The following is a 13,062-nucleotide window of genomic DNA, read 5'->3' as shown; positions in this document are numbered from 1 at the left end:
GGTGTTGGGTCGGCTTGGATGCGGGGGCCGACTCGGGCGCTGGGACGGCTCGGATGCCGGGTCGGCTCGGCTCAGGTGCCGGCCGGCTCGCGGGGCCGAGGGGCCGGCGCGCCGGCAGCGGCCACCAGCGCGCGAGCCACTCCGCCTCCGCACCAGATGCGGGCCGGCTCGGCTCAGGTGTCGGCCGGCTCAGCCGCCATGGCCGCCTCGCCTGTCGGGTCCTGTCTCGTCGTTTGGCTTGGTCGGGTTCGGTTGCTTGGGCGTGGTGCGGCTGTTTGGCTTGGTCGGGTTCGCCTGCCGGGTCCTGTCTCGTCGTTTGGCTTGGTCGGGTTCGCCTGCCGGGTCCTGTCTCGTCGTTTGGCTTGGTCGGGTTCGCCTGTCGGGGCCCGTCCCGCTGCTCGGCTTGGTCGGGTTCGCCTGCCGGGTCCCGTCCCGCTGCTCGGCTTGGCCGGGTTCGGTTGCTGGACCCGGCCCGCCGCTCGACTCGGCTGGGTTCGGCTGCCTTGGTCCGATCGGCCCTTCGGACCGGCGCCCGTCCCGTCTGTCGGGCCGGGCTCGACCGCTCGGCCCGGCCGGCCTCGGCTGCCTTGTCCGGGTGTGGTGCCTGCGGCGGCGTGGGAACGCTCCGGCCCTCGCCGGTCCGCCGCCCGGGGTCCGGTCGGGCCGTCGGGTCTGGCCCGGTGCCTGGGTCTGGCTCTGCCGTTCGGCCTGGCGGTTCGGTCCGGTCTGCGGCTTGCGTGGTCCGGTTCCCCCGGCGTCCGGTCGGGCCGCCTGGTCCGGCCTGGTGCCTCGGTCTGGCTCTGCTGTTCGGCCCGGCGGCGGTCCGGTCTGTCGTCCGTCTCGCTCCGGCTCCGCCACCCGGCCGGTCCTGCCGACCAGGAGGAGCTGCCCCCGGCCGGGCCCGACGCGCCCCCTCCAACACCCGACAGGAAGGTTCCATCATGCGCCCCCACCTCGGTCCCGACGGCAGCCTGGCGCCGTCCCTGTCCATGGGAACCCCGGACGTCGCCTATCACCTGGCCATGCGCGGCAGGCCGTTGCCGGTCGGGTTCGTGTTCCGGTTCGGTGGTCGTGCGCCGACCCTGGACGTCGTACGCGCGCGCGTGGCCGAACGCGCCCACCGCATCCCGGCGTTGCGCTACCGGATCGCGCCCGACCGCAGGGTGTTCCGGCGGGTCGACCGGATCGCGGTGGAGCAGCATGTGCACGAGGCGTGGCTGTCCGAGGACGACGCCGACGGTTCGGGAGCCGGGCGGCTGATGCTGACGCGGCCCATGAACCCGGCCGAGCGGCCGCCCTGGGAGGTGTGGCTGGTCCACGGCCCGGCCGGTGACCACACCCTGTGCTATCGCACCGACCACACGCTTCAGGACGGCGTCGGCGCCGCCCACACCGCCCGCGCCCTCCTCGACGACCACCCAGTGGGAGGACCCGCACCGCACCACCGCACCCTGCCGACCGCCCAGGGCCTCGCCGGCGCCGTCGCCGACGTGGTGGCCTCCTTCCGCGCTCCGACCGCCAAGCCGGCCTTCGACGTGACGGGCAGCGGGAGGACGGCCGTATGCCATGCGGACGCCCCGCTGGCGAGGCTGCGGGCGATCGGCCGTGCCCACGGCGGGACGGTGAACGACGTCTACCTCGCCGCTCTCTCCCACGCCGTCCGTACCTGGCACCTGAAGGCCACCGGTTCCCCCCATCCGCCGCTGCCGGTGGCGGTTCCGATGTCCGTACGGGCACCCGGAGAGGAGTGCGCGCCCGGCAACCGTATGGTGGTCGCCCGGGTCCTGCTGCCGTGTGACGAGGCATCACCCCAGGCGGCCCTCGCCCGCGTCGTGGCCCGCACCGCCCGCCTGCGCGCGAGCCGACAGCGCGACGCCCTGAGCCTGCTGCTGGCCGCCACTCCGCGGGCCATCGGTGCCCGGGTGGGGACGCGGATGGTCAACGGCGCGGTCGTCGCCGCGCCGACGAGCGGCGTGAACTTCGGCCAGGCCTTGGTCCACCAGGGGAACGCGGCCCGACGCGCCGTCCTCTTCACCGCCCCCGCGGCCGGGATCCGGTGCCTGACGACACTGACGAGCCAGCACGACATGGCCTGCCTGACCGTCGTCCACGACGAGGCCCTGGCGACCGCAGACGAACTCCCCGACCTGTGGCTCGCCGCACTGCTGGAACTGGAGCGCGCGTAGCAGTACGAGGGGAGCCCCGAGCCGTGCAAGCCCGGGGCTCCCCTTTGTGCGTACGGTCAGTCGCGCAGCGTCCCCGTGGTCAGGAACACGCACTTCGCCGCGGCCTCGGTGAGCAGCGGGAGGTAGGGGGACAGACGCTGGACGACGTACGGCAGGGTGAACAGGTCGGCCACCCGCGCGTCCCAGCCGTGCCCCGCCCACCAGCGTTGCGGTTCGGCGAGCTGCCAGTTCCAGGCGATGCCGGTGGCGGCCAGGGCCTCGAGGAACGGTGCCACGAACGACGAGGAGGCGGACTCGGCGTTCACGCACTCGGCGCCGAAGGTGCTGCCGGGGGCGGAGAGTTCGGTCATCGTGCCGACGACGGCCTCCACCGCGTGCGGCCGCAGATGGTAGAGGAGCGTCTCGCAGAGCCAGGCGGTGGGCCGCCGGGGATCGAATCCCGCGGCGAGCAGTTCCTCGGCCCAGGCCCCGGTCGCCGGGTCGACGCCGACGACGCTACGGCGTCCGCAGGAGGGCGGGCTCCAGTCCAGCACATGGTCCTTGAAGGCGAGTACGGCGGGGTCCTCGACCTCGAAGACGTGCACTCCCGTCGGCCAGTCCAGCCGGAAGGCACGGGTGTCGAGCCCGGCGCCGAGCAACACGACCTGGCGGCAGCCGGAGCGGGCCGCGTCACTGAGGTGCTCGTCGAAGAAGCGGGTGCGCACCACCGCCCAGTCGGGCAGCAGCCGTTGCAGCGGGCCGTCGCCCGGCGGGCCTGACGTGAAGCCGGCCGCGTGGAGGAAGTCGGCGGCCCACGGGTCGAGGACGTAGGGCGTGTCCCGGTGGCACTCCGCGGCGTGCGCGGCCGCCGTCCACAGAGCGACTCTGGCCAAGCCGTCCGGCAGCGTGCTGTCCGGTGCGGGGGGTGACTGCGGGCGTGCGATGTCCGGCATGGGGGACCTCCGTGTGGTCGTGGTGAGTTCTCCGTGGCTCAGCCGGAGCGGCGACGGCCGAGCAGGAACGCCAGTGCCCCCAGGGCCAGCAGGCCGCCGGAGGGGCGGGTGGGACGCTGGCCGCCCATCGCGGTGGGCGTGCGGGGCTCGTGGACGTTGAGGGCGAACTGGCGGTTGGCCATGTCACCGAGAACCCCGCGCAGCTGCTCGGGGCTGGTGACGGCGGCGAGCATCAACTCCATGGAGTTGCGGGCGAACTGATGGCGGCCGAGGAACTCGCGGCCCAGCGAGAAGAGGATCTTCGGCACCTCGCCCTGGAACACCTCCGGCAGCGTGATCTCCGGAGCCAGGCAGCGCACGGAGCCGTCGAGGTTGGCGAACGACTTGCCGAGCAGGGAGACCGCCGGCGGCGACCCGATGCCCCGCTTGGTCGCCTTTGCCAGCACAGTGGTGAGCGAGACTCCGAAGTTCATGTCCTCCAGGGACAGATGGGAGACCTTGGGCACGAACGCCGCCATGTCCGCGGCGAACGCCGGCATGTTGGACCACGCCGTCATCCGGCCCATCTCCGCCCAGTGGTGCGCCAGGCCGGCCCCGTCGTTCTGCGCCAACGTCATGAAAAGGGGCAGCAGTTGGAGGCTGGTACGGCGGTCGAGGCGGCCGACCATGCCCCAGTCGATCAGCGTCGCGGGTCCGCCGGGGACCGCGAAGACGTTGCCCGCGTGCGGATCGGCGTGGAACATGCGGTGGACGAAGTACCCGTGGTACATGAACCGCAGCAGGTCCTTGCCGATCTCGACGCGTTCGTCGTCGGTGAAGTGGGCGCGGTCGATGTGCCGTACCGACGTCCCCGGAGCCAGCGACTGGACCAGGACCCGGGGACCGGCGTGCAGCACTCTCGGCACTTCCAGTGTGCGGAAGGGCCGGATGCTGTCCCGGGCCTCGTCCATGTTGCGGGCCTCGCCGGTGAAGTCCAGCTCCGGTTCCATCGCGTCGAAGACGGAGCCGAGCATCGCCTCGATGTCGATGACCTCGTTGAACCGGGGTGCCACGCGGGCCACGATCCGGGAGGCCCGGCGCATCAGCGCCATGTCCGCGAGCACGCCCTCGCGGATGCCGGGCCGCTGGATCTTGACCACGGCCGGGCGGCCGCCGGGCAGAGTCACCCGGTAGACCTGGGCCAGGGAGGCCGCCCCGAGCGGGGCGACCGTGTCGATGTCGTCGAACCGCAGCTTCCAGTCCGGCCCGAGGTCGCCCGCCAGCACGGGCTCGAAGACCGAGAAGGGCTGGACGTCGACCTGGTCGTGCAGGTTCTGCAGTTCGTCCCTGATGGACTGGGGCACCATGTCGGGCCGGGTGGACAGGATCTGACCGAGCTTCACGTAGAAGGGGCCAAGGCTCTCCAGCGCGTGGCGCACCGCCTTGGCACGCCTCCGCTCGGCCCCGGCGGAGGCCTCGGCGGCCTCCGCCGGGTGCTGTGGTTCGCCCCGTTTCGAATGTCTGCGCAGCCGTGTGGCCTGGCCGACCTCGTCGGCGACGAGGCTTCCCAGGACCTTGACCACGAGCCGCAGCCGATCGCCGACGACGGACGTCATCGTGTGTGAGCCTCCTTAGGGCCTGTCCGGGGGCGCCGGCCGGCCGGTGTGCGCGGCGGAACCGGTCGAGCGGGACGGACGCACGGTCGGTCAGCTCGCGGCGGCCTGGTTGCCTGCCTGGCTCTGCAGCGCCTGGATGAGCTTCGGGAGCAGCTCCAGCAGCTGGGTGAGCTGCGCCGGCAGCGACAGCAGATCGCCCACGCCCTCGGCGGCATGCCCGACGCCTCCGGCCAACTGCCCGACCCCGCCGGCCAGTTGTCCGAGCCCGCCGACCGCGCTCGCGGCACCGCCGAGCGCGGCGAGCGGGTTGGCGGCACCGCCGAGAGCCGCCAGCGGGTTGGCCGCTCCGGTGAGTGCGGCGAGCGGGTTCGCTGCCCCGGCCGCTCCGGTGAGTGCGGCGAGCGGGTTGGCCGCGCCCGCCGCTCCGGTGAGGGCCGCCAGCGGGTTCGCGGCACCCGCGAGTGCGGCGGCCGGATTGACCACACCGGCCAGGGCGCCGAGCGCGTTGGCGGGCAGACCGGCCAGCGTCTCGACCGGATTCCCGGACGACGTCGACTTCTCCGGCCGGTTGAGAATGTCGTCGAAGGCCTCCTTGCTGCTGTCGGCCATATTTCCCACGAGGTCCTTGAGGATATCCTGCATGTTCTTGTTGCTGGACATGAACCGGTTTCCTTTCGGTGTGTGCGTGATGTGTGCGGAGCGCCTTTTACGGCTATCCCGCGCGGCCTTCCATGGCTTTTGCGCAAGCCGTTTTCAGACGCGCCCGGCCTCTGGTGAATGCGGCCTCGGCCGCCTTGATGGAGATGTTGTGCATGCGGGCGAATTCCGCGGTGGAAATCCCGGCGGCGCGGGCGAGTATTACTTCCTGTTCCCGGCCGCGCAGGAGTTGGACCTGATCCATGAGCCACCGGCCGAAGTCCTCGTCACAGACGTCCTCCTCGGTGGTCCCGGGGTCGTCCAGGATTGCCGCGCGCTGTAAAAGACGGCTGCGGCGCTCCATATCGCGGTAGTAGTCGATGCACAGGCGAAGTGCCACGGAGGTGAGGAAGGAGCCGAGCCGGCTTCTGTCCAACGCGGCGTGCGCGGCCGCGCGTGCCATCGTCTCCTGGACGCAGTCCTCGGCGTCCTGATAACTCGGGAGTCTTCGGCGAACCAGCCGCATGAGGCGGTCCTGGTGCTGGAAAATCTCTTCCCAGGAGCATGGGGCAGGCGATGGGCAGGTGGAATGTCGCGCCATGTGAATAGCAGCCCGTTGTCTCTCGAATAAGCAGGGGGGACCGGACCGGAATTTATTTCTCGGCCGTATGGTTTTCCTACCCGAGGTGCTGCGGCGGCAAACCGGAACTTCGCCTTTATGAATGGCGCAGGAATGTTTTTCCTTTCGCTGTCATTTCTGCATATGAAGCTCCCCTCCGGGATTCTCCGGGCGGGGCGCCGGCCGCCGTGTCCAGTCACGGTTCCAGTTGAACCACATGTCCCGCACGGTCTGGTGCACCAGGGACGTGCTGCGCCGCAGCTCGGTGCCGTAGGCCTGCACCGCCTCCTTGCCGACGAGCCGCGCACCACCGGTGAAGTAGGCGCCCCGGACGTGCCGTGGCGAGCGGTACTTGCCCCACAGCAGGATCTTCATCAGCGGCCAGAGGGTGAACACCCCGGCCGGGCAGCGGTCTTCGGGGTCGAGGGTCCCCCACACGGCCGGGCACAGCTCGCTCTCGCGCAGCAGGTCGTAGATGCGGGTGATCGCCTGATCCTTGGTCAGCTCTCCTGCGCCGTACGCCAGTACGGCATCGCGCGCCTGGTCGAAGAGCCGCTCGACCCACGGGTTGTCCACGCCCTGAAGACCCCGGTAGGGAGGCGTCTCCAGCGCGTCGAAGCAAGCCGGATCGGGGGTCTTCTCGAAGTTCACGGCGGCCTGGTTCTGGGCGTTGGTCCCGTAGAGGGTGGTGATGGTCCACACGCGGTTCCAGGCGTTCCACAGGTCGAAATCGTCGAAGGACACGTAGCTGCAGGAGACCAGGTCGTCGTAGAACCGGAACATCCGCTTGATCCAGTGCTCCAGGTAGGAGAACCGGGCGGTGTCGAAGTCGTCCTGCCGCACCGCGTCGATCAGCCGGTGGCTCAGAGCGTTGAGCGCCATCACCGTGACCGCGAGTCCGCTGGAGAAAAGCGGGTCGATGAACTCACCCGCGTGCGGCAGCAGGCACCACCGGTCGCCGACGATCGTCCGCGAGGAGAACTGCGTGCGGTCGGTCGAGACGTACGGCCGTACCGACCGCGCCCGCTCGAACTGCCGGGCCACGCTGGGGAACCGCCGCACATGGCTCCAGAACTCCTCCTCCGCGGAGAGCCCCTCGGGGCGTGGATACCGGTCGAGGTCGAGATTGACGCCGACGCTGCACAGCTCGCTCGTGCTCGACGTGTGGTTGTCGAAGGGGATCACCCAGAACCAGCCGCCCTGGAAGAGGTGGTGCAGGGTGCCCTGGCTGAACGGGCTCGGCATCTTGTGCTGTTCGCGCGGGGGCGCCACGGTGTCGAAGGGCTTGACGTTCACCATGTGCGTGAAGATGGTGCGCGAGCGCGTGCGGTAGGGCGGTTCCTGCCGGAGCCCCAGGCGTTCGGGCAGGACGGCCCGCATGCCTCCCGCGTCGACCACGTACGACGCCTGGAAGGTGCCCCGTTCTCGGGTGACCAGAGTGACGCCGTCCTCGTCGAACTTCACGTCGTCGACGACGGTGTGGGTGTGGGCGGTCGCGCCGTACGAGACGGCGACGTGGAACATGTAGGCGTCCACGTCCTGCCGGAAGTAGTGCGAGTCGGGGCCCAGCGGCGGCCCCCACGTGGGGTACTGGGTGCACTCCTCGGCGCGGGTGGGCTCCCCCTCGCGGTGGTAGACGAAGCTGAAGTTCCGCTTGATTCCGCAGTTCGACGACACATGGCGGCGCAGTGCCCCGTTGGTCGCCAGGTGCTCGATCTCCGGCACGTCGTAGCGGCGGGCCAGCACCCTGAGGCCGAAGGTGGTCTCGGGGACGGTGGATTCTCCGATGGCGAACCGGGGGTGACCGCTTCCTTCCAGAAGCAGTACGCGCACCCCGTGGCGCGCGAGGATCGCCCCCAGCATCGTCCCGCCGATGCCGCCTCCGACGATGGCGACATCGAAAACACGCTGGTCGTCTTGCATGTCTGCGGTCCTTTCAGGACGGGAGGAACGGGTGGCCGGGCGGGCGTTCAGCGGGCCGGCAGCGCCCGCCGCACCGCGCAGGCGGCCACCCGCGCGGAGAACGAGACGGCGAACCAGGGTGTGGGCGCGAGCTCGGCCAACCGCCGCCGCTCGCCGGGGACTTGGCGGCCACCGCGGCCGGTGACGTCCAGCCAGGCCCCGAAGTGCAGCAGTCGCGCCTCGGGGCCGGCGTCCCGCGCGGGAACGGGCCGCATGTGCTCGCGGACCGCCCGGGTCAGCGTCCCGCGCCGCCCGTCGTCCACGCCGTGCCCGGCCAGGAAGCGGTCGAGCGACTCGGCCGAACGGCCCGGGAACCCACCGCGCACCCGCCCCGCGCCCCCGGTCAGCCCGGTGTCGTGGAACACCGCGGCGGCGAGCAGACCGGCCCGGTCGTAGCCGATTCCCCGCACCCGCGCGCGGGCGTCGGCCAGCAGGAACGTCCGCAGCGAGTGCAGTGCGATGCGGGGCGGAAGAACCCGGCCCATCTCCAGCAGCGCCGCGTCCACGAGGGGGTCACCGAGCAACTCCGCCAGCGGAGGCTGGACGAGCAGCGGGCGCCATGGACCCGACAGCACCTCCGGTGGAACACCGCGTCTTGCGGCCATGTCCTGCTCCCCCCATGCATATTCGTCTGGCTTGTTGCGCCTATCTCATCTCTCTTTACGCTCGGGTTCCGTTTCCCCCTCCGCGTTTCGCCGGACGCATCGACCTTGGCCGATCTTCGACCCCCCCATGACGTCGAGCGTGAATACGGCAGAACAAGGCGGGCCGGGAGAAAGGCAGTTGAAGCCGAAGATCCTTTTGCTCTGCGCAGCGACGCTTATCGGTCACTCCGCACGGGCAGCCACCACCTTGTGATCGCCGTACTCAACGTCCATGAACGCTTGCTCCCCGCCCCGCAGGAGGCCGTCGGCGCCCTGATCGACTCCCTGGGCAGCGAGAATGACCGTCTCTGGCCGCCCGATTGGCCTCCCGTCCGCTTCGAACGGCCGCTGGCCGTCGGCGTCCGTGGCGGGCACGGTCCGGTGCGGTACGTGGTGAGCCACTACGTGCCCGGCCACTGGGTGCGCTTCCGTTTCACCGGCCCCCGCGGTTTCAGGGGCTTCCACGAGTTCAGCGTCGAGCGCCTCGACCAGGCACGTACCGTCCTGCGCAACACCATGGTGCTCCGCCCGCGAGGGGTGCGCTGGCTGGGCTGGCTGCTGCTCTTCCGCCCCCTGCACAACGCGGCGTTCCAGCACAGCCTGGACTGTGCCGAGCGGGCCCTGACCGGCGGGGTGGCCCGCCCGGTCCGGTGGAGTTGGTACGTACGACTACTGCGCGCCGCGACCGCCCGACTGGCACCGCGATGGGCCGCGTGACCCCATCACCCGCGCGGCAACGCATTCGAAAATGCGAGCCCTATAGACGCGATAGAAGGAATTCTTTCCCTCGATCGAGGGATCGTTGCTGCCTTTCGTGGACGCGAAACTGAGAAGCATGAGCTTTCTGAACCCTCGCATTCCCGGAATCAATACGGACGACATCGTCACCGAAGTCTCCGAGGCGCCCCACCACGTGGGCGGCCTCGCCCAGGCGGGCGCCGCCCAGCTCATCGCCACCGTCGACGTCGAGGCGGGAGAGGACGACTGGGACCTCCCGCCGACCGAAGAGCACCCGCGCCCCGTCGTGCTCGTGCACGGCACGTTCGGCAACCGCGGCTACACCTGGACCCGTGCCGCGCCCTTACTGCGGCAGCACGGCTACCGGATCTTCCGCCCGGACTACGGCCGTCATCTCAACCCCGTCCTCTTCGGCCTCGGTGACATCAAGGAGTCCGCCAGGCAGCTCGGAGAGTTCGTCGACGAGGTCCTGCGCCGCACGGGAGCACGGCAGGTGGACATGGTCGGCTTCTCGCAGGGCGGCATGATGCCGCGCTACTACCTCAACGCGCTGGGCGGCGCCCCGAAGGTGCACCACCTCGTCGGCATCGCCCCCAGCAACCACGGCATCACCGCCCAGGGGCTGCTGAACCTCGCCCGCCAGATCCCGGGCGCGCAGGAGCTCGTCGAGCACGGCGTCGTCGAGGTGACCGTGCCGGCCTGGGTCCAGTTGCAGCACGACCACCCCTTCCAGCGCGAACTCGCCGACCTCGGCGAGACCGTGGAGGGCGTCCGCTACACCGTCATCGCCACCCGGTACGACGACGTGGTCACGCCGTACACCTCGTGCCTGCTGGCCGAGACCGAGGACCACCACGTCACGAACATCGTCCTTCAGGACCTCGCCCCCGACGACCACACCGCCCACGTCGCCATGCCCTACAACCCGACGGTCCTGAAGGAGGTCCTCAAAGCTCTCGGCTCCTGAGCGGAGAGGAGCCTCAGCGGCTGCCGTCGAGGATGACGCGCGCGACCAGCGCGGGGTCGTCGTTCATCGGGCAGTGGCCGCAGCCTGGCAGCCGGACCAGCCGCGCCCGGGGGATGATCTGCTTGGCGCGCACACCCTGGCGCCGTACGAGCAGCCGGTCCTTCGTGCCCCAGGCGACGGTGACCGGGATGCCGGGGATGTCGTCGGTGAACTGGACGGTGGTGCCGGCCCTGAGGGTCTCTGCGAAGCCCGTGGCCTTCGCCAGCGCGAGCGTCTCGGCGACGACGGCCTCGGGCGAACGGCGGGTCGGACGGGCGTAGATGGTGCTGGTCAGGGCCACGCGACCGGCCGCCGTGCGCGCCATCCGCTCGACCAGCGGGAGCGGCATCCGCTCGGCCATGCGCCGCATCCCGATGAGCACGCCGAAGGCGTAGCGCCGCTCGGCCTGCGACCAGAACCCGGCCGGGGACAGGGCCGTCACCGACCGCACCAGGTTCTCGCGGCCGAGCTCCAGGGCGAGCAGACCGCCGAGCGAGTTGCCCGCCACGTGCGGCCGGTCGATCTCCAGCGCCTCGCAGAAGGCGCCGAACACCGAGGTGGTCGTCGGCAGGTCGTAAGCGAGGCCCTCCGGCAGGCCCGGGGACACGCCGAACCCGGGGAGATCAACGGCGATCACGTCGCGCTCGGTCGCCAGGATGTCCACTATCGGATCCCAGGCCTGCCGGTGGTGACCTATGCCGTGCAGCAGGAGCAGTGGTTCACCTCTGCCCGCGCGCGTGTAGGAGACGGTGACCGGCTGGGCGCCCCGGGCGGAGGGCACTTTGAAGGAGGCGGTGGCGGACATGGGGCTGCTCCTCGACGGGGGACTCGTGGACGACCGCGGCGTAGACAGCTTGTCAGCAATTGCTACCGGCGGGTAGCCCCTTGCGGCGGCGCGCGTCATGTCGCCTGGACACGACCGCGTGCGTCGGCTGGGATGGAGCGGTGACCACCGACACCGTGACCGACGTCTTCGAAGAGCACCGACCCGTCCTCCTGGGCGTCGCCTACCGCATGCTCGGACGTGTGGCCGACGCGGAGGACGTGGTGCAGGAGGCGTGGCTGCGCTGGTCGGCCGCCGACCGGAGCGAGGTGCGCGAACCGCGCGGCTATCTGGTCCGCATCACCACCCGCCTAGCCATCGACCGGCTGCGTCAGGTCAAGGCGCGGGGAGAGACATACGTCGGCCCGTGGCTGCCCGAGCCGTACGTCACCGACTTCGGGGACACCGTGCCCGACACCGCGGAACGGGCGGTGCTCGCCGACACCGTCTCGCTCGCCGTCCTCGTCGTCCTGGAGTCGCTGTCGCCCCTGGAGCGCGCGGTGTTCGTCCTCAGGGAGGCCTTCGGCTACCCGTACGCCGAGATCGCCGCCATGCTGGAGCGCGGTGAGCCGGCCGTGCGCCAGCTCGCCGGGCGGGCCCGCAAGCACGTCGAGGAGCGCCGGCCGCGCTACGAGGTCGACCCCGTCCAGCGCCGCGACCTCACCGAGCGGTTCCTCGCCGCCGCCGGCGGGGGAGACCTCGAAGGACTGATGTCCCTGCTCGCCCCGGACGTCCGCCTCGTCGGCGACAGCGGCGGCAAGGCCAGGGCGCCGCTGCGGGTCGTCGAAACGGCGGACAAGGTGGGGCGCTTCATCCTCGGTGCCGCCGAGAAGGGCGGCGTCCCGGACCTGTCCTTCCGCTTCCTGGAGCTCAACGGAGGCCCCGCGGTTCTGGTCCTGTCGGGGGACAAGCCGGACTCCGTCTTCCAGCTGGACGTCCTGGACGGCCGCATCCAGTCCGTCTACATCATCCGCAACCCCGACAAGCTGCAGTCCCTGGCCTCCGTCTGACGTCCGGGCCGCCTCCGAGCCCTCCGGTTGATTGGTCTTGACCAAGGGTGGGGGCCGCCCTATGGTCGCAGAGAAGTGCAACAACCTTTAATAAACAAGGGCGCTAAAAAGCCGCCGGACCACGGCGATTGCGGAGGACAGGGTGGGGACCACGCAGCTGGAATCGGTGCCGGAACCGAAGTACTGGCATCTCAAGACCGTGCTCAGTGAGGCACTGGACTCAGAGTTCACGGTGGGCGAGATCCTGCCCAACGAGCGCGACCTCGCCGCCCGCTTCGGCGTGGCCCGGGCCACGCTCCGCCAGGCCCTGGAACAGCTCGAACTGGAAGGCAGGCTGCAGCGCCGCCGGGGAGTCGGTACGACCGTCGCCCCGCCGCGCATGGGCGTGGCCGTCGGCACGGAGCAGCACGAGTGGCCGGGCGCCGCCGGTGACGTCTGGCAGCCCGTCGACTCCACCCTGGAGGTGCCGCCCGCGGCCGTCGCCGCCGCCCTGGAGACCGGCGACGAGCAGCCCGTGCACATCGTGCGCCGCTCCCGTACGACCCACGGCCAGCCCGTCGCCGCCGAGCTGCTCTACATCGCGCGGTCGTCGGTGCCCGAGCTGTCCGCCATAGACGCGCCGTCCGGGGCGGCACGCGCGCGAGCGGTGCTGCGGGAGCTGCAGCGGCTGGAGCTGGAGGGCCGGGAGAGCGCCGTGGAGCTCGGCTCCGCCCGCGCGGACGACGCCAAGCAGCTGGACCGGCTGCCCGGGGCGCCCGTCCTCGTCGTCACCACCCGCTACTTCGCCGAGGGCCGCCTCGCGGCGCTCTCCGTCGCCACCTACCGCGCTGACACGTGTCGGCTGACCTTCGGGGACTCCGGCGGCGTGGAGATCCACTCGGGTCCGGAGCGCCGGGCGTCCTGAGCGACAC

At 71.0% G+C, this 13,062-nt stretch carries 12 protein-coding genes; 5 read left to right on the top strand and 7 right to left on the bottom strand.

The window, feature by feature from the left end; translation table 11 throughout:
- Positions 1-941 precede the first annotated feature (941 nt).
- Positions 942-2,186, top strand: coding sequence for a wax ester/triacylglycerol synthase domain-containing protein (locus ABT063_RS15810; RefSeq protein WP_351057907.1), 1,245 nt, complete (start codon positions 942-944; stop codon positions 2,184-2,186).
- Between the two features lie 56 nt (positions 2,187-2,242).
- Here ABT063_RS15810 and ABT063_RS15805 read toward each other — a convergent pair whose 3' ends face one another.
- From ABT063_RS15805 to ABT063_RS15780, 6 genes are all read right to left on the bottom strand, one after another.
- The gene (locus ABT063_RS15805; protein ID WP_351057906.1) at positions 2,243-3,118 is read right to left on the bottom strand and encodes an SAM-dependent methyltransferase; all 876 of its coding nucleotides are present in this window, start codon (positions 3,116-3,118) and stop codon (positions 2,243-2,245) included.
- Between the two features lie 38 nt (positions 3,119-3,156).
- The gene (locus tag ABT063_RS15800) at positions 3,157-4,713 is read right to left on the bottom strand and encodes an ABC1 kinase family protein (RefSeq protein ID WP_351057904.1); all 1,557 of its coding nucleotides are present in this window, start codon (positions 4,711-4,713) and stop codon (positions 3,157-3,159) included.
- 90 nt (positions 4,714-4,803) lie between these two features.
- Positions 4,804-5,373, bottom strand: coding sequence for a hypothetical protein (locus tag ABT063_RS15795; RefSeq protein ID WP_351057903.1), 570 nt, complete (start codon positions 5,371-5,373; stop codon positions 4,804-4,806).
- 52 nt (positions 5,374-5,425) lie between these two features.
- On the bottom strand, positions 5,426-5,950 hold the full coding sequence (locus tag ABT063_RS15790; protein WP_502990820.1) for an RNA polymerase sigma factor: 525 nt from the start codon (positions 5,948-5,950) through the stop codon (positions 5,426-5,428).
- A 150-nt stretch (positions 5,951-6,100) separates the two neighbouring features.
- The gene (locus ABT063_RS15785; RefSeq protein ID WP_351057901.1) at positions 6,101-7,891 is read right to left on the bottom strand and encodes an NAD(P)/FAD-dependent oxidoreductase; all 1,791 of its coding nucleotides are present in this window, start codon (positions 7,889-7,891) and stop codon (positions 6,101-6,103) included.
- A 47-nt stretch (positions 7,892-7,938) separates the two neighbouring features.
- Positions 7,939-8,535, bottom strand: coding sequence for an HD domain-containing protein (locus ABT063_RS15780; protein ID WP_351057899.1), 597 nt, complete (start codon positions 8,533-8,535; stop codon positions 7,939-7,941).
- Between the two features lie 249 nt (positions 8,536-8,784).
- Between ABT063_RS15780 and ABT063_RS15775 the strand changes: the two genes are divergently transcribed.
- Positions 8,785-9,291 (top strand): SRPBCC family protein, encoded by a 507-nt coding sequence (locus ABT063_RS15775; RefSeq protein WP_502990819.1) that lies wholly within the window; start codon positions 8,785-8,787, stop codon positions 9,289-9,291.
- Positions 9,292-9,409: 118 nt separating this feature from the next.
- On the top strand, positions 9,410-10,279 hold the full coding sequence (locus ABT063_RS15770; RefSeq protein WP_351057898.1) for an esterase/lipase family protein: 870 nt from the start codon (positions 9,410-9,412) through the stop codon (positions 10,277-10,279).
- 13 nt (positions 10,280-10,292) lie between these two features.
- Here ABT063_RS15770 and ABT063_RS15765 read toward each other — a convergent pair whose 3' ends face one another.
- Complete coding sequence (locus tag ABT063_RS15765; protein WP_351057897.1) at positions 10,293-11,123, bottom strand: alpha/beta fold hydrolase; 831 nt, start codon at positions 11,121-11,123, stop codon at positions 10,293-10,295.
- A 140-nt stretch (positions 11,124-11,263) separates the two neighbouring features.
- Here ABT063_RS15765 and ABT063_RS15760 point away from each other — a divergent pair, with 140 nt between their 5' ends.
- The gene (locus ABT063_RS15760; protein WP_351057896.1) at positions 11,264-12,151 is read left to right on the top strand and encodes an RNA polymerase sigma-70 factor; all 888 of its coding nucleotides are present in this window, start codon (positions 11,264-11,266) and stop codon (positions 12,149-12,151) included.
- 142 nt (positions 12,152-12,293) lie between these two features.
- Positions 12,294-13,055 (top strand): GntR family transcriptional regulator, encoded by a 762-nt coding sequence (locus tag ABT063_RS15755; RefSeq protein ID WP_351057894.1) that lies wholly within the window; start codon positions 12,294-12,296, stop codon positions 13,053-13,055.
- Positions 13,056-13,062 lie beyond the last annotated feature (7 nt).

This window comes from Streptomyces sp. NPDC002838 (genome assembly GCF_040295365.1).
Lineage (GTDB): Bacteria > Actinomycetota > Actinomycetes > Streptomycetales > Streptomycetaceae > Streptomyces.
This window is presented reverse-complemented; position numbering and strand designations above follow the sequence as displayed.

Coding starts and splice junctions, on each gene's coding strand:
- ABT063_RS15800 (WP_351057904.1), bottom strand. CDS start 4,713: ATGACGTCCGTCGTCGGCGATCGGCTGCGGCTCGTGGTCAAGGTCCTG.
- ABT063_RS15795 (WP_351057903.1), bottom strand. CDS start 5,373: ATGTCCAGCAACAAGAACATGCAGGATATCCTCAAGGACCTCGTGGGA.
- ABT063_RS15780 (WP_351057899.1), bottom strand. CDS start 8,535: ATGGCCGCAAGACGCGGTGTTCCACCGGAGGTGCTGTCGGGTCCATGG.
- ABT063_RS15765 (WP_351057897.1), bottom strand. CDS start 11,123: ATGTCCGCCACCGCCTCCTTCAAAGTGCCCTCCGCCCGGGGCGCCCAG.
- ABT063_RS15805 (WP_351057906.1), bottom strand. CDS start 3,118: ATGCCGGACATCGCACGCCCGCAGTCACCCCCCGCACCGGACAGCACG.
- ABT063_RS15770 (WP_351057898.1), top strand. CDS start 9,410: ATGAGCTTTCTGAACCCTCGCATTCCCGGAATCAATACGGACGACATC.
- ABT063_RS15810 (WP_351057907.1), top strand. CDS start 942: ATGCGCCCCCACCTCGGTCCCGACGGCAGCCTGGCGCCGTCCCTGTCC.
- ABT063_RS15790 (WP_502990820.1), bottom strand. CDS start 5,950: ATGGCGCGACATTCCACCTGCCCATCGCCTGCCCCATGCTCCTGGGAA.
- ABT063_RS15785 (WP_351057901.1), bottom strand. CDS start 7,891: ATGCAAGACGACCAGCGTGTTTTCGATGTCGCCATCGTCGGAGGCGGC.